Annotated in this window: 17 protein-coding genes; 12 read left to right on the top strand and 5 right to left on the bottom strand. The window is 58.8% G+C overall.

Annotated features, from left to right (window positions below; genetic code table 11):
* Positions 1–2: 2 nt before the first annotated feature.
* Positions 3–770, bottom strand: a complete 768-nt coding sequence (gene truA, locus ACR0KN_RS16460; protein ID WP_480655058.1) for a tRNA pseudouridine(38-40) synthase TruA — start codon at positions 768–770, stop codon at positions 3–5.
* A 107-nt stretch (positions 771–877) separates the two neighbouring features.
* Between truA and ACR0KN_RS16455 the strand changes: the two genes are divergently transcribed.
* The 10 genes from ACR0KN_RS16455 (at position 878) to ACR0KN_RS16410 (ending at position 13,403) form a co-directional block, all read left to right on the top strand.
* A complete protein-coding gene (locus tag ACR0KN_RS16455) occupies positions 878–2,293 on the top strand; it encodes a YcjX family GTP-binding protein (protein ID WP_480655056.1) in 1,416 nt (471 codons plus the stop codon).
* Positions 2,290–2,745, top strand: a complete 456-nt coding sequence (locus ACR0KN_RS16450; RefSeq protein ID WP_480655054.1) for an N-acetyltransferase family protein — start codon at positions 2,290–2,292, stop codon at positions 2,743–2,745. The genes ACR0KN_RS16455 and ACR0KN_RS16450 overlap by 4 nt, the downstream gene beginning before the upstream one ends.
* Positions 2,738–3,727 carry a YcjF family protein gene (locus ACR0KN_RS16445; RefSeq protein ID WP_480655052.1) on the top strand — a complete coding sequence of 330 codons (990 nt, stop codon included), beginning with the start codon at positions 2,738–2,740 and terminating at the stop codon, positions 3,725–3,727. The genes ACR0KN_RS16450 and ACR0KN_RS16445 overlap by 8 nt, the downstream gene beginning before the upstream one ends.
* A gap of 54 nt (positions 3,728–3,781) precedes the next feature.
* A complete protein-coding gene (locus ACR0KN_RS16440) occupies positions 3,782–4,492 on the top strand; it encodes a VIT1/CCC1 transporter family protein (RefSeq protein ID WP_480655050.1) in 711 nt (236 codons plus the stop codon).
* Positions 4,493–4,551: 59 nt separating this feature from the next.
* The gene (locus tag ACR0KN_RS16435; RefSeq protein ID WP_480655048.1) at positions 4,552–5,892 is read left to right on the top strand and encodes an SDR family oxidoreductase; all 1,341 of its coding nucleotides are present in this window, start codon (positions 4,552–4,554) and stop codon (positions 5,890–5,892) included.
* Entirely contained in the window at positions 5,892–6,371 is a 480-nt protein-coding gene (locus tag ACR0KN_RS16430) for a DUF2269 family protein (RefSeq protein ID WP_480655046.1), read from the top strand. The genes ACR0KN_RS16435 and ACR0KN_RS16430 overlap by 1 nt, the downstream gene beginning before the upstream one ends.
* 101 nt (positions 6,372–6,472) lie before the next feature.
* Positions 6,473–9,181 (top strand): DUF2339 domain-containing protein, encoded by a 2,709-nt coding sequence (locus ACR0KN_RS16425; protein WP_480655044.1) that lies wholly within the window; start codon positions 6,473–6,475, stop codon positions 9,179–9,181.
* Positions 9,182–9,345: 164 nt separating this feature from the next.
* Positions 9,346–12,264, top strand: a complete 2,919-nt coding sequence (gene ileS / locus ACR0KN_RS16420) for an isoleucine--tRNA ligase (RefSeq protein ID WP_480655042.1) — start codon at positions 9,346–9,348, stop codon at positions 12,262–12,264.
* Positions 12,265–12,400: 136 nt separating this feature from the next.
* Entirely contained in the window at positions 12,401–12,859 is a 459-nt protein-coding gene (locus tag ACR0KN_RS16415) for a methylated-DNA--[protein]-cysteine S-methyltransferase (protein ID WP_480655040.1), read from the top strand.
* Positions 12,860–12,935: 76 nt separating this feature from the next.
* Positions 12,936–13,403: a hypothetical protein gene (locus ACR0KN_RS16410; RefSeq protein WP_170477383.1), complete on the top strand. Its 468-nt coding sequence runs from the start codon at positions 12,936–12,938 to the stop codon at positions 13,401–13,403.
* Here the strand turns inward: ACR0KN_RS16410 and ACR0KN_RS16405 are convergent.
* The 4 genes from ACR0KN_RS16405 to fsa form a co-directional block, all read right to left on the bottom strand.
* Positions 13,388–14,101 carry a CDP-alcohol phosphatidyltransferase family protein gene (locus tag ACR0KN_RS16405; RefSeq protein ID WP_170397421.1) on the bottom strand — a complete coding sequence of 238 codons (714 nt, stop codon included), beginning with the start codon at positions 14,099–14,101 and terminating at the stop codon, positions 13,388–13,390. The genes ACR0KN_RS16410 and ACR0KN_RS16405 overlap by 16 nt on opposite strands.
* Positions 14,102–14,154: 53 nt before the next feature.
* The gene (locus ACR0KN_RS16400; protein WP_480655038.1) at positions 14,155–15,075 is read right to left on the bottom strand and encodes a tyrosine recombinase XerC; all 921 of its coding nucleotides are present in this window, start codon (positions 15,073–15,075) and stop codon (positions 14,155–14,157) included.
* On the bottom strand, positions 15,072–15,779 hold the full coding sequence (locus ACR0KN_RS16395; RefSeq protein ID WP_480655036.1) for a DUF484 family protein: 708 nt from the start codon (positions 15,777–15,779) through the stop codon (positions 15,072–15,074). The genes ACR0KN_RS16400 and ACR0KN_RS16395 overlap by 4 nt, the downstream gene beginning before the upstream one ends.
* Positions 15,780–15,975: 196 nt before the next feature.
* Positions 15,976–16,629: a fructose-6-phosphate aldolase gene (gene fsa, locus ACR0KN_RS16390; RefSeq protein ID WP_480655034.1), complete on the bottom strand. Its 654-nt coding sequence runs from the start codon at positions 16,627–16,629 to the stop codon at positions 15,976–15,978.
* Between the two features lie 88 nt (positions 16,630–16,717).
* Here fsa and ACR0KN_RS16385 point away from each other — a divergent pair, with 88 nt between their 5' ends.
* Both ACR0KN_RS16385 and ACR0KN_RS16380 read left to right on the top strand, forming a co-directional pair.
* A complete protein-coding gene (locus tag ACR0KN_RS16385) occupies positions 16,718–18,913 on the top strand; it encodes a primosomal protein N' (RefSeq protein ID WP_480655032.1) in 2,196 nt (731 codons plus the stop codon).
* 79 nt (positions 18,914–18,992) lie between these two features.
* Positions 18,993–20,225, top strand: coding sequence for an MFS transporter (locus ACR0KN_RS16380; RefSeq protein ID WP_480655030.1), 1,233 nt, complete (start codon positions 18,993–18,995; stop codon positions 20,223–20,225).
* Positions 20,226–20,269: the final 44 nt, after the last annotated feature.

The following is a 20,269-nucleotide window of genomic DNA, read 5'->3' as shown; positions in this document are numbered from 1 at the left end:
ACTTAGCCGAAAACCGGCTCTGGATACCCGACCCTTGCCAGATACAATCCTTGCGGCGGGCAAACCGGGCCACAGGCCGCTCGGTCAACCGCCTCAAGCGCATCGCGAACGTCCTCAGGCGTCCATGCCCTAGCTCCCACACGCTCCAACGTGCCAACAAAGCTACGTACCTGATTGTGCAGGAACGATCGGGCGCGAACATGGAAGTGGATTTCGGGGCCAGAGAAGCCCTGCACCCGTTCCACCCGCAACTCATCCAGCGTTTTGATCGGGCTGGCGGCCTGACAGATGGAGGACCGGAAGGTGGTGAAGTCATGCCGCCCGATCAGCATATCCGCCCCGGCCTGCATCGCCGCGACGTCCAGAGAATGATTGATCTGCCAGACCTGCCCCTTGTCATGGGTAGCGGGCGCGCGGCGCATCAGGATGCGGAACAGATATTGCCGCTCAAGCGCCGCGAACCGCGCATGCCAGTCATCATCCACCCGTGCGGCTTTCACGATGGCAACGGGCTGCGGCTTGAGGTGATAATTCAACGCCTCAGACAGGCGGAACGGGTCCCAGTCCTTAACCAGATCGCAATGCGCCACTTGCCCCAGCGCGTGCACACCCGCATCCGTACGACCGGCGGCTGCGATGGTGTGGTCTCCGGGTTCGATCCGCGAAAGCGCTAGTTCGATCGCGCCCTGAACCGACGGCAGTTCTTTCTGCCGTTGCCATCCGGCGAACGGTTCCCCTTGGTATTCGACTTGCAGCGCGTATCTGGGCATGGGGCGCTGGTATCGCGCCTTGGGCGGTCGGGCAAGGGGGCGAAAGCTCTGGCAAGTGCGGTAACCGCTACCTATCTTGGCACAAACGATAATTGCGGGGCGACGGCTTGGTCATCTCATCATTGGCAGACAGTTTGGTACGCAGCGTCGAATCCGTCGGCGACCGCGTGTCCGAAACGTTCTTTGAGCCGGTCATACGGCTGGGCGTCACGGGATTGGCGCGGTCTGGTAAAACTGTATTTATCACATCGCTGGTGGCCAACCTCCTGGACCGCGGCCGTATGACCGGGTTGGTGGCGCAGCAAGAGGGGCGGATCACCGCCAGCTATCTGCAACCCCAACCCGACGATACCGTGCCCCGATTCGATTTCGAATCCCATCTGTCAGCGCTCACGGGGCCTACGCCGCACTGGCCGGAAAGCACAAGGGCGGTGTCTGAGCTGCGCCTGTCCTTCAAAGTCCAGCCCGCAGGTCTGCTTTCAGGGCTGCAAGGGCCGCGAACATTGCATCTGGACATTGTGGATTATCCCGGTGAATGGCTGCTGGATCTGGCCCTGTTGGACAAATCCTACGATGACTGGTCGCGTGGCACGTTGGAGCACATATCCAACCGTCCACAAGCAGAGGCGTTTCTGGCCAAGGCCAGAGCGGCCGACCCCACCGCGCCACATGATGAGCCGCAGGCGCAGGACCTTGCTCGCAGCTTCACAGACTATCTAAATGCCGCGCGTGAGGCCGGGTTCTACGACTGCACCCCCGGTCGGTTCCTTCTGCCGGGAGATCTCGCAGGCTCTCCTGTGCTGACCTTCGCGCCTTTGCCGGTGTCTGAAGCATCACGCCGAAGGACGTTGCACCGCGAGATGGAACGGCGCTACGAGGCTTACAAGGTACAAGTGGTCAAACCCTTCTTCCGCGATCACTTTGCCCGGATCGACCGGCAGATCGTTCTGGTCGATGCGCTGGGCGCGATCCACAAAGGCCCGCAAGCGGTTGAAGATATGCGCCGCGCCATGGCCGATATCCTGTCGGCCTTCCGCCCCGGTCGCAATGCGTGGCTGAACAAACTGCTGCTTGGCAAGCGGGTCGAGCGTATCCTGTTTGCGGCCACCAAAGCGGACCATCTGCACCATCTGCAGCACCCACGCCTGACCGCGATCATCGAGGCCCTGACCCGTGAAGCGCGCGATCGCGCCAGCTTTGCGGGCGCTGAGACGGCGGCCTTATCGTTGGCTTCGCTTCGAACCACGACGGAAGAGATGCGCAGCCATAACGGCGTTGAACTCCCTTGCGTGCGCGGTACTCTGCTGGACAGCGGCAAGCAGGCGGCGTTCTATCCTGGCGATTTGCCAGAGGACCCGGCCCATCTGCTTGGCCCCGCGCGAAACGGGGCCGAAGGTTGGTTGGGCGAGGATTATGGCTATATGGCTTTCGCGCCGACGCATCTGACCCTGAATCCCGGAGACGGCCCACCGCATATTCGATTGGACCGAGCCGCGCAGTTTCTGATTGGAGACAGGCTGTGAACGCGATCCTCCGCCCAGCACGCACTACCGATGCCGGAACCACAGGCGCAATTCTGCACGGGTTTGCACGGGAAAATGACTGGATGCCAGAGCTGCATTCCGAAGCTGAAACCATCGCATTTTGCGGTCGCATGATCGATTTGGGCTGGGTCACTGTCGCCGAGGTGCAAGGCCAGGTCGCCGGATTTCTGGCGTTGGACGGGGAAGAAGTGCAGTCGCTTTATTTGAAGGCACCGGCGCGTGGGCTGGGGATCGGACAGCAATTGCTTGATCTTGCGAAGACGCAGCGCCCCAATCTCAATCTATATGCGTTTCAAGCTAATCACCGCGCCTGCCGGTTCTATGAACGCAACGGCTTTGTTGAGGTCTCGCGCGGTGATGGCTCCGAGAATGACGAAAACCTGCCAGATATTAAATATGTCTGGACACGTAAGGAGGAGGTCGATGGCTAAGGGCCCCGTGCTGATTGATCTGGAAGACGACACCCCGGCAGCCGATGTTTCAACCGCACCTCCCGTACCTGATATCGCACCTCCGCAGGGACAGGCGATGCAGGCAGCGGTTCGGTTTGCAGCCCGAAAACCATCGGCCTTGGCGCGCTGGTTTTGGGGTTTGGCGCTTGCGGTCGTAGGCGCGGTGGTCTCAGTTGCGGCGTGGGATTTTGCCATGTCGCTGCTGGAACGCGCCCCAATTCTGGGGTGGATCGTCACGGGCCTGATCGCCGCGCTTTTGCTGGTCGTGCTGGTTATCGCACTACGTGAACTGGCCGCGATTAGTCGCCTTTCTCGCGTGGACGGGTTACGCCGCGTTGCCGATGCTGCGTTAGCAGACGAGGACTTGACGCAAGCCCGCGCCGTCACCACACGGCTGATTGCATTCTACAAGGGGCGTGATGAAACCCGCTGGGGCAGCGATCGTCTGAACGAACGCATGGGCGAGCTATTCGATGCCTCAACCCTGCTGAGCTTGGCCGAAGACGAACTGCTGGCCCCGCTGGACGTTGCTGCCAGTCGCGAGGTCGAGGCCGCAGCCCGGCAGGTCGCTACCGTGACCGCACTGGTGCCACTTGCGCTGGCTGACGTCGCAACGGCGTTGGCAAGTTCATTGCGCATGATCCGACGCATCGCCGAGATTTACGGCGGTCGGGCGGGCTTTCTTGGCAGTTGGCGCCTGACCCGTGCTGTGTTTGTGCATTTGGTTGCGACCGGTGCCGTAGCTGTAGGGGATGATTTACTGGAGCCGATCCTGGGCGGCTCAGTCCTCAGCAAACTGTCGCGCCGGTTCGGTGAGGGCTTGGTCAATGGTGCGTTAACAGCACGCGTTGGCGTCGCCGCGATGGAGGTGTGCCGACCTCTGCCCTTCTCAAAACGCCACAAACCTTCGACGCGGGGCATGATCAAACGCGCACTTAGTGGGCTGTTTTCCAAGAGTTGATCTGGCGCAAGGCCACAATAGCATGGATCCGTCATAAAAAAGTCGGAGCAAGCCATGACCGATCACGGCCACAGCCAGCAAGAGATTATCGAACGGATCCATGCCCCGCCTGGACGTGGTGTGTTGCGTGATGTGGTCTATGGCGGCATCGATGGATCGGTCACCACGTTCGCCATCGTCGCCGGTGTCGCGGGGGCGGGGCTATCGCCATTTGTCATCGTAGCACTCGGGTTGGCCAATGTGCTGGCAGATGGATTCTCGATGGCGGCGGGCAACTATTCCGGCACCAAGGCCGAGATCGACAACATCCATCGTATCCGCGCCATCGAAGAACAGCATATCAGGCTCTATCCGGACGGAGAGCGCAAGGAAGTACGCGAAATCCTTACGCAAAAAGGTCTGTCGGGCCGCGTGTTGGATGAGGCCACGGATGAGATCACCTCAAACCACGACAATTGGATTAACCTGATGATCGAGGGCGAATACGGGTTAGGCAGCGTCGACCCGCACCCGATGAAAGCCGCAATGGCGACGTTCTTTGCCTTTCTGGTCGCGGGTATGATTCCATTGCTGCCATTCCTTTTCTCGATTGAAGGTGCGTTTGCTGTTTCAGCCTGGATGACGGCAGGTGTATTCTTTGCCATCGGAGCCATGAAAAGCCGCTGGTCCCTTGCGCCTTGGTGGCGATCCGGGGCCGAAACACTTCTGATCGGTGGACTGGCCGCCGGGATCGCATTCTGGGTCGGCTCCCTGTTCCATCCCTGATCGGTGCTGTTGTCGCAGACAGTTCAATCAAGCTGGTCGCAGGGGTTTGATCCGCTAGGGTGGCAAAAACACGTGTGGGTCATCCTGTGGCAGTGAAGTTCGAAGAAAAAACAGTATTGGTGCTGGGCGCCTATGGTTTTATCGGCGCGGCTGTTGTTCGGGCGCTGCATGCGGATGGTCTCGCGGTCAAGGGCCTTATACGCAGCCGAAAGACAGCGGGACGTGTCTTGCCCGATGTTGATCTGGTGTCGGGCGACCTGCGAGATTTTAGATCAGCCGGGGACTGGAGGCCACTCCTCACAGGTGTCGATGTTGTGGTGAATTGCGCTGGGGCTCTGCAGGATGGGGGACAAGACGATCTGCGCGCCGTGCATTACACGGCTATTGCATCGCTGGGACAGGCTTGTGCCGAGGCAGGCGTTTCATTCGTCCAGGTCTCAGCAATAGGGGCCGACACCGATGCCACGACCGAGTTCATGCGCTCCAAGGCGGACGGGGATGCGGCCCTACGCGCAAGTGGCGCGACTTTGTGGTGCTTCAAGCCCGGATTGGTGATTGGACAGAGCGATTATGGCGGCACCGCGCTGTTGCGGATGCTGGCGGCGGTGCCTTTCGCACAGCCGGTCGCTTATCCGGAAACTCCGGTGCAATGTGTCGGGATGCGAGACCTGTGCGCCGCCGTCTTGTCTGCCATTCGCGACGATCTGCCGCCAGGTAGCTACGATCTGGTGGAAGATACGCCGCAACCTCTGTCGCGGGTTTTGTCAGTGACACGACACTGGCTTGGCTTTTCGCCTGCACACTTAACTATCACAATGCCACCACGGGTAACCAATGCAGTCGCCGCCGTGGCTGATCTGCTTGGCCACCTTGGGTGGCGATCACCGCTGCGGAGCACGGCGATGATGGTAATGGCGCAAGGGGTGACAGGCGACTCTGAGCCATATCGCTGTGCCACGGGCCGCTCTCTGGCCGGATTAGAGGAGATTTATGGCGGGCTGGCTTGCGCGAGAGAACACAGGCTGACAGCTCGGATGACGTTGCTGATGCCGGTCGTTATTGCTGTGCTCTGCCTCTTCTGGGTTCTATCTGGTGTGTTCGGACTAACGGGTCTTTCTCAGGCAGCCGAAGTCCTTACGAGGAATGGTTGGTCAGGCGCCATCGCAAATGCAAGCGTAGTGTTCTGGTCATTGATTGACATAATGCTGGGGCTGGCAATTCTGTGGCGCCCTTGGGCGGCCGGCGTTTGTTTGGCTCAAGCCGCGATCGCCATGTTTTATTTGATCGCTGCAACGTTGATGGCACCAGAGCTTTGGCTAGATCCGCTGGGACCATTGGTCAAGATCGCGCCCGCATTAATGCTGTCATTGGTTGCTCGACCCATGTTGGAGAGCCGCTGATGGACCCGGACCTGTTTCTGCGCTGGCTGCATGTGATCGGAGCGTGTGTTCTGTTGGGAACAGGCGCGGGCATCGCCTTTTTCATGCTGATGGCGCATCGAACAGCAGACGCGAGGATTATCGCCCATACTGCAGGTATCGTGGTGTTGGCCGACATGATTTTCACAGCAACCGCGGTCGTACTACAGCCTGTGACGGGCGCACTGTTGGCATGGCGCTCAGGCTGGTCTCTGACAGAGGATTGGATCGTGGCGTCTGTGCTGCTTTATATTCTGACCGGCCTGTTCTGGTTGCCTGTGGTTTGGATACAAATCAGGCTGCGGGATTTTGCAAGACTGGCCAATCACGATGGGACTGCTTTGCCGGTTGCATATTTCCGATTGTTCCGCCTTTGGTTCGCCTGCGGCATTCCAGCCTTTGTTGCTGTGCTGACAATCGTCTGGTTGATGCTGGCGCGCCCCGACTTGGCGCTGTTTTAGGCAGGCTTGCAAAGCAACATACGGTAATCATGTGGATTTCCTTACTATAAACCTGCCGATCACCGCGATACGTTTGATGTATCCTACCTCGGAGGTTTCGGTTGGAATCATTACTTGTTCTCATTGGCCTGATCGTTTTGGCGATTCCTGTTTCGATCATCGTATTGCTGGTTGGCCAGTCGCGGTTGCGCAAACGGGTAGAACAGCTTGAGCAGCAACTTGCAGGGCAAATGCCAGAAAGCACTGCTGAGGCACCCAAAACGTCCCGATCAGAACCCACAACCGTGCAAGCTAAGCCTGCGCCTTGGGCAGCGGCAAAAGCTTCAACCACCACCGACGAAGGTCTAACGGAGACACCGCTAGCTCCCGAGATTAAAGATCCTCCAGCCAGTATCGTATTTCGCGAAGAAAAAATCGCAGCGCTGGGCGCGTGGTTGCGCGAGAACTGGTTCTACGCGGTATCGGCGCTTTCACTGGCGTTGGCGGGGATCTTTCTGGTTCAGTATGGGGTCGAAAACGGGTTGTTACCCCCCACCGCGCGGGTCGCTGCGGCGCTGGTCTTTGGCTTGCTGCTGATCGGCGCGGGTGAGGTGATCCGCCGTCGGTTCGGCGATGATGAGGAGGCCTCAACCGCTTATCTCCCATCGGTATTTTCAGGCGCAGGTCTGGTTACCCTGTTCGGCGGCATTCTGGCGGCAGGCCAGCTTTATGATCTGATCGGGCCCGAGGCGGCGTTGGCCGGGTTGATTGTCATCGCGCTGTTCGGGCTCGTGTTGGGTTGGTTCCATGGGCCGCTATTGGCGGCTGTTGGTCTGATCGGAGCTTTTGCCGCCCCCTTTGCCGTGGGTGGTTCCTCGGATGATCCGAACTGGCTCTACGGTTACTTTTTCATAATCGCCGTATTGGGTCTGGGAATTGATACAGTAAGGCGTTGGGCGTGGATTTCGGTGTTGACCCTAATTGGCACCTATGGCGCCGCGTTTCTGCTGGTACTGTCTTCGCCGTCGACCGAGCCCGGGTATCTAACCTGCGTCACGGCACTGGCGATCATTGCGATCGCGATACCCATACGGCGTATCTGGCCAAACCACTCTGGTGCGATGGTGACCGAGATTATCCGACGCCGGAAAGGAGAACCATGGCCCGAGTTTCCAACTCGGATTGCCTTTGGTGCGGTACTCGTTTCCTCAGTGATTTTGTCGCTGCATTGGTCAGATTCAGGTGGTGAATTCTGGTTGGGCGTCGTGCTGTTCACAGGTTTGATATTGGCGCTGATGCTCTGGGCAAAGGATGCACGGGCATTACAGGATGTGACCGCATTCCCAGCACTGGGACTAATCTGGTTTGTCTTGGTGCACGGGTTGGATGGAGGCGCAGTATGGCTTCGCTTTGTGGATACTTATGCGGAAACAGCCGAGGCAGATTATCCTTGGAGCGTCACGCAATTGGTGGCCTTAGGCGCTTTGGTCACTTTGATTGCAGCTTGGCGATCCTTTCGGGCCGGGCGCTATAGCGTGGTCTGGGCCGGAGGGGCGGCGATATTCGCACCGGCCCTGGCGATCGCGCTTGAGGTCGGATGGCACCCTGCTGAGGTATTGGGAGCCTACCCATGGGCGCTACATGCCATCGCTTTGGGCGCGATGATGGTAGTTCTGGCCGAACGGTTCGCGCGGGTCGATGGTGAAAACCGGATGCGCCCAGCCTTGGCGACTCTGTCCGCGCTTTCTTGTCTCAGCTTTGCCTGCATTATTGTGCTCAGTTCGGCTGCTTTAACCGTGGCGCTTGTCGCCATGATCGTTGTGGCCGCCGCGTTGGACAGACGATTTGAACTGCCTCCGATGAGCTGGTTCATCTGGGCAGGCGTATTCACCGTCACAGTCCGACTGGTGTTGGACCCAGGGCTTGTTTGGGCCGAAAGCGCTCCATTGCTCGAAATGACGTTGGTCTATTCGGCTGCGGTTGTCGGGTTCATTGTGGGCTGGACGTTACTGAAGCCCCTAGACCGCCCGATTGCTTCATTGCTCCTTGAAAGCGCGGCCTGGGCGACAGCGGGGATACTGCTATCGCTGCTGTTGCTGCGCTGGCTGGAAAGTTTCGGCGAGGGCGGTGCCACCAACAGCCACTGGGGGCTGGGATTGCTTGCGGTCATCTGGCTGCTGCTGGCTTTCGCACAGGTGCAACGGTTCAAGCTGGGCGGTAAGTTAAACTATCTGCGCTACGCCTTGGCTGCTTTCTTCGGTGCGCATGGTGTGTATCGCCTGGGTCAGGCGTTGTCAGAAGCCAACCCGCTGCTCAACCCGTTTGCGGATCCGGTACTAGGCCCACTGGTTTTGAACACGCTCGCCGTTGCCTATTTGTTGCCCGCGCTGGCAATTGGTTTCTCGGCCTGGCGTGTCGTTACGCAGCCCGTTCTGCTGAAACAGATCAGCTATGGAGCAGCCACAGTTCTGGCAACTGTTTGGCTGGGATTAGCGATCCGGCATGTCTGGCAGGGCGCGGGCGGTATGTATGAAGGCAACGGCGTCACTCAGCCCGAGCTTTATACTTATACAATCACGTTGTTGGTGGTCGGAGCGGCGTTGTTTTATCAATCACTGGCCCGCCACTCTGATTTGATGCGCAAGGCTGGCTTGGCTGTTATCGGGTTGGCGGTGGCGAAGGTATTTCTGATCGATATCGCTGGATTGGGGGGGCTGATCCGCGTCTTTTCTCTGCTTGCGTTAGGGCTCGCTCTGGCAGGGCTGGCATGGCTCAATCGCTGGGCTAAGCTGCGCCATTCGCCTCAGGATGCGGAACCTCTGGACCATTGAGGGCGGGCGTCCTATAAGCGCGGCCATGTTTGACCGTCTGGCCATCATTATTCGAATTATATCCCCGGCGCTCTGATATCGCGAGACGCCGGGCAAAGGTGCTTGAGATATCGCACTGACCGCTTCGATCCATACACGACAAGATCATCCTGAGGACGCCCCAAATGTGCGCCGACACACCCCAAACACCTGACTACAAAGACACGCTGAACCTGCCCAAGACCGAATTCCCGATGCGAGCTGGCCTGCCCAAGCGCGAGCCTGCATGGCTGGAGCGCTGGGAAAAGATCGGTGTCTATGACCGCCTGCGCGAGAAAGAGGGCCGTAAACCCTTTACCCTGCACGATGGCCCCCCCTATGCGAATGGGCATCTGCATATCGGTCACGCGCTGAACAAGACCATCAAGGACATGATCGTGCGGTCGCATCAGATGATGGGCTTCGACTCGCGTTATGTGCCCGGCTGGGACTGCCACGGCTTACCGATCGAATGGAAGATCGAGGAACAGTACCGCAAGAAGGGCAAGAACAAAGACGAGGTGAACATCGTCGATTTCCGTCAGGAATGCCGCAAGTTCGCCGAGGGCTGGATCGACGTCCAACGTGAAGAGTTCAAGCGTCTGGGCATCACCGGCAATTGGCCCGATCCCTACATCACTATGGACTATCACGCCGAAGCCGTGATTGCCGACGAGTTCATGAAGTTCCTGATGAATGGCACGCTCTATCAGGGCTCGAAACCCGTAATGTGGTCGCCCATCGAGAAAACTGCTCTGGCCGAAGCCGAGGTTGAGTATCACGACAAGGAAAGCTTCACCATTTGGGTGAAATTCAAGGTTGTGAACACCGGCGATGTGACTTTGGACAACGCCCATGTGGTGATCTGGACCACCACACCTTGGACAATGCCGTCGAACAAAGCCGTAGTTTATGGCGAAGACATCTCGTACGGCCTTTACGAAGTAACTGGCCGCCCTGAGGAATGCTGGGCGCGGATCGGTGAGCGTTACCTGATGGCTGACGATCGTGCGGCGGACGTATTTGCACGTGCGCGGCTGGATGACTCGATGTACCGCCGTCTGTGCGATGTCACTCAAGAAGATTTAGCCAAGATCCAGCTAACCCACCCGCTGGCCGGGGCTGAAGGCGGCAACGGCGAATGGGACGATATCCGTGACTTCCGCGCTGCTGAGTTTGTGACCGATACGGAAGGTACCGGTTTTGTCCATTGCGCGCCCTCGCACGGTATGGAGGAATTCGAGCTATATCGCGATCTGGGCATGCTGGAACAGGTCATCACCTATAACGTAATGGACGATGGCTCTTTCCGCGCTGATCTTCCGTTCTTCGGCGGCAAATACATCCTGTCCCGCAAGGGCGGCGAGGGTGATGCGAATAAAGCCGTCATCGACAAGCTAGCTGAGGTCGGCGGGCTGCTGGCGCGCGGCAAGATCAAGCACAGCTATCCGCATTCATGGCGCTCAAAGGCTCCGATCATCTATCGCAACACGCCGCAGTGGTTTGCATCGGTTGACCGCAAGCTGGATGACGGCATGGGAGAGATGGGCGACACCATCCGCGAACGCGCCCTGCGGTCTATCGATGAGTTGGTTAAGTGGACCCCACAAACGGGCCGCAACCGCCTGTATTCGATGATCGAGGCGCGCCCGGACTGGGTACTGTCACGCCAACGCGCGTGGGGTGTGCCGCTGACCTGCTTCACCAAGAAGGGGGCTTTGCCCACCGACGCGGATTACCTGTTGCGCAACGCAGATCTGAACGCCCGTATCAAGGCAGCGTTCGAGAAAGACGGCGCAGATGTCTGGTACACGGACGGGTTCAAAGAAAAGATCCTCGACGGAATCGTCAACCCGGACGAGTACGACCAGGTGTTCGACGTGCTGGACGTATGGTTCGATTCGGGCTCGACCCACGCCTTCGTTCTGCGTGATCGTGAGGACGGGACCGAGGACGGTATTGCTGACGTTTATATGGAAGGTACTGACCAGCACCGCGGCTGGTTCCATTCTTCGATGCTGCAGGCATGTGGCACCAAGGGCCGTGCGCCCTATCGCAATGTGGTGACCCACGGTTTCACCTTGGATGCCAAAGGCAACAAGATGTCCAAATCGCTGGGCAACACCATCGTGCCGGAAGAGGTCGTAAAGCAATACGGCGCCGATATCCTGCGTCTGTGGGTGGCCCAGACCGACTACACCGCCGATCAGCGGATCGGGCCGGAAATCCTGAAAGGCACCGCCGACAGCTATCGCCGCCTGCGCAACACCATGCGCTTCATGTTGGGCTCGCTTGCCGATTTCACCGAAGCCGACCGCGTCGCGCCAGAGGATATGCCACGTCTGGAGCGCTGGGTGCTGAGCCGTCTGGCTGATCTGGATGAGCAGGTGCGCCAGGGTTATGCCTCGTTCGACTTCCAGGGTGTTTTCAGCGCCGTGTTCACCTTTGCCACTGTCGATCTGTCGTCCTTCTACTTCGACGTCCGCAAGGACGCGTTGTACTGTGACGGCGACAGCCAGCGCCGCCGTGCTGCGCGCACGGTTCTGGATATCCTGTTCCACCGCCTGACCACATGGCTGGCCCCGGTGCTGGTCTTCACCATGGAAGAGGTTTGGCTGGAACGATTCCCGGCCGATGACAGCTCGGTCCATCTGGTCGATTTCCCTGAAACGCCCATCGACTGGCGCCATGAAGAACTGGAAGCCAGCATGGCCAAAGTCCGCCGTGTCCGCCGTGCTGTGACCGCAGCGCTGGAAATTCAGCGTCAAGACAAGGTGATCGGATCCAGCCTTGAGGCCGCTCCGATCGTGTATGTCGAAGATCAGGAAACCCGCGATCTGCTGGCATCCTTCGACGTGGATGATATGTGCATCACCTCGGGCCTGGCCGTCACAGGCGATCCGGCCCCCGCCGAGGCGTTCCGGGTTCCGGAAATCGAAGGCGTCGCCGTGGTCTTCGAAAAGGCCCAGGGCGACAAATGCCAGCGGTGCTGGAAAATCCTGCCCGATGTGGGGTTGCATGCCCATCCGGGCGTGTGCGGGCGCTGTAACGAAGCGCTGAGCTGACACACAAACGGAGCGCGTAGGAGAGTTCGCTGATGCGAGGCTCTGCCTCGCGCTCCGAGGTATTTTTGGCCAGATGAAAGGCGGATCGTCAGGATTCGGGTTGCAGGTGTGGCGAAACATCTGCAACCGTTCTCTTATGCCGATGATCGCCGTAGAAACTCAGTTTGGTTGCCTTGGTGTCGAAGAGATCGATGGCGCCATTACACGACTTGTTTGGAATGCCCAAGACGAAGGCCCGGCCACCCCAGTTCTGCAAGAGGCGGCGGCGCAACTACGCGCTTATGACGAAGGGCGTTTGCGGCAGTTCGATCTGTCCTATCGGATCAAGGGGTCAGAATTTCAGCGTCGCGTGTGCGATGCGATGTATGCCATCCCGTTCGGGGATACGCGCACCTACGGCGAGTTGGCCGAAGAGCTTGGATACTCGGCGCAGGCGGTTGGGCGGGGATGCGGTGGGAATCCCATCCCGATCATCATTCCCTGTCACCGGATTCTGGGTGCTGATGGGAAGATGGTCGGGTTTTCAGGGCAGGGTGGAGTAGAGACAAAAGTGGCTTTGCTGCGTCACGAAGGTGCAGCCAGCCTGTTGATCTGATCCGCACTTACCTGTTGCATTCAGAGCGACACGGCCCCAACCTATATCAAATAGTGAATTTGAAGGACCGAATTGCATGACCGGCCAGACAGATCCCGCCGTACGTAAGAAAGCCATTGTTGATCATTTGATGTCTTTGGAAGAACAGGAACTGGCAACCGCACAGGCGCATTATGATGCCTTTCTGAAGGATTCCCAACTGGATGACCGGGAAGGGCATGACAAGGATGATATTGCAGCATCACGCGAGAATGCCGATCTGGCCGCTGCCTTTGACGCGCCCGTTCATGCGCATCATGCAAAGATAGACGTGATCGAGAATACCGACTTCAGCCTCACGGACACGGTGCAGCCCGGCGCGGTGATCAAGTTCAACAATCGCCGCTTCGTCGTATGTGTCTCAACGACTCGGTTTGACGTGGACGGCAAAACCTACATGGGTATTTCGACCCAAAGCCCGATCTATCTGGCCATGGTCGGACTGCAAGAAGGTGATGTGTTCACCCATAACGGGACTGAGTTTGAGGTTCAGGAAGTCTTGTAATCCCTGGCTTTGCGCGGAGGGATGATTTGCTGCGCAATTCCTGCTGAAACCAGATACAGGCTGGTGATCACCAGCCCCCAATGGGCCCAGCTTTCAGGGTGAAAGTCGACCCAGGCGGCCCAGCCTGCAAAGAAGGTCCACGCAAAAGCCATCGGCAGGGACAAGGTGCGCCAACGCTCGGTTCGGACCGGGTGAATGAATTTCAGCGGCAGGAACATTGCGACTGACAGCAAGGTGACCAGCAGCAGGATGACCCAGAAGTTGGGCTCCAAAGCGAAGATCACGATGACGAACATGTTCCAGCAGCCCGGAAAGCCGGAGAAGGAATTGTCCTTTGTTTTCATGCGCGTATCCGCAAAATACATCGCGCTGGCAAAGGTGATGACGATGATAGCGAACCAGCCGGTCCAGCCATCCATCAGTCCTGACTTAAACAAGGCGAAAGCGGGAATGAACACATAGGTCAGATAGTCGATGATCAGATCCAGCAACACGCCGTCAAACTCTGGTGCGTTCTTTTTGACGTGATAGTGCCTCGCCAGCGGGCCATCGATTCCGTCCACGATGAACGAGACAACCAGCCAGAGATACATCAGGCTCCATTTCTCTTCGACTGCGGCCAACATGGCGAGCATTGCGAAAACGGCACCTGTGGCGGTGAAGAGATGAACGGAAAGCGCTTTGAATCTAAGTGTCATGGTGGTGTCATGACGGAAGCAAGGCGCAGATGCAAAGCAAAAGGGTCTTTGCTTCAGGCTTTTGGGTGCGTGCGGTTGTAGACTTCCATCAACCGGGCCGTGTCGACCGCGGTATAGGTCTGCGTGGTCGAAAGCGAGGCGTGACCCAAAAGCTCTTGGATCGCACGTAAGTCACCGCCCGCAGACAGCAGATGGGTAGCAAAGCTGTGGCGCATCGCGTGCGGGGTGGCTGTGGCGGGTAGGCCAAGTTGCATTCGCGCTTTGGCGACCACGGCCTGAATGATCCCGGGGTTCAGAGGGCCGCTCCGAACGCCTCGAAACAGCGGGGCATCAGGTGATTGCGGATGCGGAGATAGCCAGAGATAGCGATCAACCGCTGCCCTAGCGGCCGGAAGAACCGGCACGATTCGTTCTTTGCCACCTTTCCCCGAAATGCGCAGAGTATCCGGCAGGGGCGCATCCGATCCGGTCAGGGAAAGTGCCTCGGAAATGCGAAGCCCACAACCGTATAGGAGTGTTACAACCGCGACATCCCGGGCGGCAACCCAATCGGAAGATGATTGCAACTCGACAGTTTCGATCATGGCGCGGGCTGCGTCTTCGGCCAGAGGGCGCGGCAATTTCTTAGTAAATTTAGGCGCGCGTGTGGACAGGACAGCGGTCGGCTCGAATCCTTCGCGCTCAGCCAGCCAACGATAGAAGTTTTTGACCGCAGACAGTTTGCGCGCCAGAGATCGCGCGCCGACGTCTGAATTGCGCTGATCCGCCATCCAGGCCCGAATATCCGAGACGGTAATACGTTCAAGTGCTGCCAGCCCTTGGCGCTCGCTGTGATGCAGGGTCATGAAGGACAGGAATTCGGTCACGTCACCGCGATAGGCCTCGAGCGTATTCTCTGATCGCCCAGCGAGCGCCCCCAGACTGTCCAGCCAATGCTGCAAAGCATCGCGGCAGGCTGGGGAGATCAGGCTCATGACAACCAGTGGCGCATCGAGCGTTCAAAGACACCGGCAAAGAAGGCAAGAAGATCTGTGCCAAGCTGAGGTGAGAAATGCCGTGGGTCGTTGGCACCCATGACAATCATGCCGGGCAAGCGTCCCGCGCCGAGATCAAGTTTGAGGCAGGCTTCGGATTGCAGTTGATCAGACTGTTCACCGTAGACTTGAGGATTGGGATAGCGAATTTCGCGCAGCGTAACTTCGCGCGGTTGGCCATTGCGGTCCGAGGTCAGGTAGCTGTCGATAAATCCGGGCTCGACCACGGTCAGAACACCACCAAGCTGGTTCACTACAGGATCGTCGCGCACGATAGTCGTTTCAAGAACCAATGTGATGTGATCGACGCGCAGGATCTCGGCCACGTCATTGCCAAGCGCGCGCAAAAAATCTTCGAATACTGTGGGTTCGAGAAGCCGGAGAATGGCACGATGCACCTGATTTGTGCCTGCCAGATTTTCGTAAGCTGCTGCGATGACTGAGCGATGGGTATCCTCAAGCCGATCGAGCCGTGCCTCAAGGCGTTGCATGGCGATGCCGCGCAGATCAACGACATTGTCACCGCGGGCTTGTTCATTTGCCGCCACAAGGGCTTGCATCAGGTCTTTGTCATCCAGCACTGCGTCAGGCTCAGCCAGAATCGCGGCGCGGAGATTGTCCTTGAGTTTAGGATCGCTGCTCATGTCCCGTCCGGTCGTTTTTTGTTTTGGCGGGCTTATAACACGGGTTGCCGGATTTGCCTTGGGAAAAATGCACGCGAAAGGCGAATTTCGTCGCTGCTGTGGCGGGAGCTCCCGCCAGCCATGCGCTGATTGAAATTCAGCTTTGGCCGTTGGGCCGGGCGCGGTGCCTGGCAGCACCGCGCGGCAGCGCTTGGGATCAGAGGATTTTCTGACCTGTTTTGGCCCAGTCGGCCAGGAATGTTTCCAGACCTTTGTCGGTCAGCGGGTGGTCGGCCAGTTTCTTGATGACACCCGGAGGAGCGGTAATCACGTCGGCCCCGATGCGTGCGCTATCGGTAACGTGGTTCACGGTACGGATCGAGGCGGCCAGGATTTCGGTTTCAAACCCGTAGTTGTCATAGACCTGGCGGATATCTGCTATTAGGTCCATGCCGTCGAGGTTGATATCGTCAAGGCGTCCGATGAAAGGCGAGATGAAGGTCGCACCCGCCTTGGCGGCCAGAATCGCTTGGTTGGTCGAGAAGCACAGGGTCACGTTGACCATCTGGCCTTCGTCGGTCAGCGTTTTACAGGTTTTTAAACCCGCCCATGTCAGCGGTACTTTGACAGCAATGTTCGATGCAATCTTTGCCAGCTTGCGGCCTTCGGCGATCATGTCCTCGGCTTCGGTTGCGACAACTTCGGCCGAGACGGGGCCGTCGACCAGATCACAGATCTCTTTGGTGACTTCCAGAATGTCGCGGCCCGATTTCAGGATCAGCGAGGGGTTGGTGGTTACGCCGTCCACCATGCCCAGATCGTTCAGTTCGGCGATGGCGTCGATCTCGGCGGTGTCTACGAAGAATTTCATGAGGGCAGTCCTTTGATGGGTTGGCCTTGGTCGCGGATGGCTTTACCTCAAAGAGACCCATGCTGGAACCCCCTGCGAAGGATATGCCGTGAGCGCTAACGGATTTTTCGACGAAGGAGAGCTGGTTGCGGTGCTGACCACGCAACCGCTGGACCGGACGTTGGACTACAAAGCGCCCGAGGGCGGGTGCTTTCTTGGGGCGTTTGTCGAGGTGCCTTTGGGGCCACGCAAGGTGTTGGGTGTGGTGTGGGGGCCGGGGCGGGGCGGCTTCGATCTGAGCAAGGCGCGGTCGGTGATCCGGGTGCTTGAGGTTGCGCCGATGCGCGAGGAAATGCGCCTGTTTCTGGGGCGCGTAGCTGATTACACGCTGACACCGATGCCTGCGATGCTGCGTCTGGCGACGCGCGCGCCGGGGTTGGGTGAACCGCCGTCAATGCGCAAGGTTTATCGGCTGGGAGGCGCGGAACCGGATCGGATGACAGACGCCCGGACACGGGTGCTAGAGGTGCTGCGGGATTACGGTGGGCTGGCGTTCACACTGAAAGAACTGGCCGAGCAGGCGGGTGTAACCTCCTCCGTGGTCAAAGGACTGGTCAAACAAGGCGCTGTGCGGGAAGAGGACAGCCCACGAGATCTGCCCTATCCCTATCTGGAGCCTGATCTGCCGGGGAAAGACCTGACCGAGGATCAGGCAAAAGCCGTTGCGCGGCTTCAAGCCGGGCAGCGCACGGGTGACTATGGGACCACGCTGCTGAAGGGCGTGACGGGGTCGGGCAAAACCGAGGTTTATCTGGAAGCCGTGGCCGAGGCGCTGCGCAAGGGGCGGCAGGCTCTGGTCCTGCTACCCGAGATTGCGCTGACGGCTGAATTTCTGACCCGTGTCGAGGCACGTTTCGGTGCGCGTCCGGCAGAATGGCATTCGGGCGCAACAATGACAGAACGACGCCGGGTCTGGCGGATGGTTGGGCAGGGGGATGCTCAGCTGGTTGTGGGCGCTCGGTCGGCGCTGTTCCTGCCGTTCCGCGATCTGGGGCTGGTTGTGGTCGATGAAGAGCACGACACGTCGTACAAACAGGAAGATGGCGTGCATTACAGCGCGCGCGATATGGCGGTGCTACGGGCCTCCATCTGCGGGGCGCGCGTGGTTCTGGCCAGCGCGACGCCGTCGCTTGAAAGCTGGGCGAATGCCGAGGCTGGGAAGTATGAGCGTCTCGACCTGACCGCACGCTTTGGCGCGGCAGTCCTGCCCGAGATGAAGCCCATCGACATGCGGGCTGAACAGATGCAGGCGGAGACTTGGATTTCCCCCTCGCTGCGGCAGGCGGTACGGCAGCGGATTGAGCGGGGCGAACAGTCGCTGCTGTTCATCAATCGCCGCGGCTATGCACCGGTGACCCTGTGCCGGGCCTGCGGAGAACAGATTGCCTGTGACCATTGCGATGCGCGGATGGTGGAGCACCGGTTCCTCAAACGTCTGATGTGCCACCAATGTGGTGAGACCAAGCCGATGCCCGAGACCTGCCCGTCCTGCGGGGTCGAGGGCAAGCTGGCACCGGTCGGGCCGGGGATTGAACGACTGGCCGAAGAGGCCGAGGCGACCTTCCCCGAGGCCAAGATCGCTATGCTCAGCTCTGACCTGTTTGGTTCGGCCCGTGCCTTGAAGGCCAAGATCGAAGAGATTGCCGAGGGCGATGCGGATATCGTTATCGGGACGCAACTGGTGGCCAAGGGGCATAACTTTCCCAAGCTGACGCTGGTGGGGGTGATCGATGCGGACCTCAGCCTGCACGGGGCCGACCTGCGCGCGGCGGAACGGACTTTTCAACTGATGCGGCAGGTTGCGGGCCGGGCAGGCCGTGCGGATAAACCGGGGCAGGCATTGCTGCAAACCTTCCAGCCCGAGCATCCGGTGATCCGGGCGATCCTATCGGGCGATGAAGAAGGGTTCTGGAAGGCCGAAGCCGCTGGCCGTCAGGCCGCTGGGGTGCCGCCTTACGGCCGTATGGCCGGGATTGTCCTGTCGGGCCCCGAGGTTGGGCCGGTCTTCGATATCGGCAATGCCATGGCGCGCAACGATGCACCGCTGCGCGATGTCGGGGCGCAGGTGTTTGGCCCGGCTCCGGCCCCCATCGCGCGCATACGTGGCCGTCACCGCGTCCGGCTTTTGGTCAAAGCCCCGAAAGGCGCGCCTATTCAGGACGCCATCGCCCGCTGGATTGCCCCATTGAAGTTGAAAGGCGATATCCGCCTGGCCGTGGATATCGATCCGCAAAGCTTCTACTGACCCCTGCATCAGTGCAGAGCCACTGTGCGCCAGCCGCTTTCCACTCGCCAAAAGGTGCAAATCGGCGTAAGGCAACCTCATGCTGAAACCCATGCCCTTGTCTGAGGCGCAGAGTCTTCCGCTCTGGCGCCGTCCTATGACGCTCTTGTTCGTGATGGCGTTGACCATGCCGATTGCGTTCAACGCGTGGAGTGCGTTGCTGAACAATTTTGTCATTGAGGTTGCGAACTTTGACGGGGCGGATATCGGTCTGTTGCACACGGTGCGCGAAATTCCGGGGTTTCTGGCCGTCGGCGTTATCGCAGTGATCATCTTCATCCGCGAGCAGGTTCTGGCCATGATCTCGTTGATGATGCTGGGCGCTGCAACTGCGGTGACCGCGTGGTTTCCAAGCCTTGGCGGTCTGTTGTTTGTCACTTTGTTCAGCTCAATCGGGTTTCACTACTACGAGACGGTGAATCAGTCGTTGCAACTGCAGTGGTTGCCCAAGGATCGTGCGCCACAGATTTTGGGCTGGCTGGTTGCGATGGGTTCGGCTGCGACGGCTGTGGTCTATGGCTTGATCGTGTTGACATGGGATCGGTTCGATCTGTCTTACAACTTCGTCTTCATGGCTGCTGGCGGCGTAACCGTTCTGCTTGCGCTGTTTTGTCTGATCGCATTTCCGCAGTTCGATTCGCCGACACCCCAGACCAAAAAGATCGTACTGCGCAGACGTTACTGGTTGTATTACGCCCTGCAATTCATGGCAGGCGCGCGGCGTCAGATTTTCATCGTTTTTGCGGGCTTCATGATGGTTGAGAAGTTCGGGTTTGAGGTGCACGAACTGACCAGCCTCTACCTCATCAACCTGATGATCAACATGGCCGCAGCGCCGATGTTGGGCAAAGCAGTTGCCAGATTCGGGGAACGCCGCACGCTGATCTTTGAATATACCGGCCTTGCAATCGTATTCGCAGCCTACGGTGGTATCTATTGGTTCGGATGGGGCGTTTTGCTGGCGGCAATATTATATGTGATCGATCATGTTCTGTTTGCGCTGGCACTGGCACTGAAAACATACTTCCAAAAGATCGCCGATCCGGCAGATATTGCACCCACTGCGGCCGTTGCCTTTACCATTAACCATATCGCGGCGGTGTTCCTGCCTGCGCTATTGGGTCTGCTTTGGGTCATTTCACCGGGCGCCGTATTTGGTCTTGCCGCTGCGATGGCGATGGTGTCGTTGGGCTTGTCTTTTCTGATCCCACGGCATCCGGAGGCCGGGAACGAGACAATCCTGTCGAAATACGCCACTGCACCCGCCGAGTAGTCACCGGCGCTTGACCTCGGCGCCGCGCCGCCCTACGCGCAGGG

The sequence above is a fragment of the Ruegeria sp. AP7 genome (assembly GCF_056539905.1).
Note: the sequence above shows the minus strand (reverse complement) of the source record. Positions and strands in the feature narration are given on the sequence as shown.

Bases quoted from the DNA above. Each gene is read 5' to 3' on its own strand.
- truA (WP_480655058.1), bottom strand. From the start codon at position 770: ATGCCCAGATACGCGCTGCAAGTCGAATACCAAGGGGAACCGTTCGCC.
- ACR0KN_RS16445 (WP_480655052.1), top strand. From the start codon at position 2,738: ATGGCTAAGGGCCCCGTGCTGATTGATCTGGAAGACGACACCCCGGCA.
- ACR0KN_RS16440 (WP_480655050.1), top strand. From the start codon at position 3,782: ATGACCGATCACGGCCACAGCCAGCAAGAGATTATCGAACGGATCCAT.
- ACR0KN_RS16430 (WP_480655046.1), top strand. From the start codon at position 5,892: ATGGACCCGGACCTGTTTCTGCGCTGGCTGCATGTGATCGGAGCGTGT.
- ileS (WP_480655042.1), top strand. From the start codon at position 9,346: ATGTGCGCCGACACACCCCAAACACCTGACTACAAAGACACGCTGAAC.
- ACR0KN_RS16415 (WP_480655040.1), top strand. From the start codon at position 12,401: ATGCCGATGATCGCCGTAGAAACTCAGTTTGGTTGCCTTGGTGTCGAA.
- ACR0KN_RS16410 (WP_170477383.1), top strand. From the start codon at position 12,936: ATGACCGGCCAGACAGATCCCGCCGTACGTAAGAAAGCCATTGTTGAT.
- ACR0KN_RS16405 (WP_170397421.1), bottom strand. From the start codon at position 14,101: ATGACACTTAGATTCAAAGCGCTTTCCGTTCATCTCTTCACCGCCACA.
- ACR0KN_RS16400 (WP_480655038.1), bottom strand. From the start codon at position 15,075: ATGAGCCTGATCTCCCCAGCCTGCCGCGATGCTTTGCAGCATTGGCTG.
- ACR0KN_RS16395 (WP_480655036.1), bottom strand. From the start codon at position 15,779: ATGAGCAGCGATCCTAAACTCAAGGACAATCTCCGCGCCGCGATTCTG.
- fsa (WP_480655034.1), bottom strand. From the start codon at position 16,629: ATGAAATTCTTCGTAGACACCGCCGAGATCGACGCCATCGCCGAACTG.
- ACR0KN_RS16380 (WP_480655030.1), top strand. From the start codon at position 18,993: ATGCTGAAACCCATGCCCTTGTCTGAGGCGCAGAGTCTTCCGCTCTGG.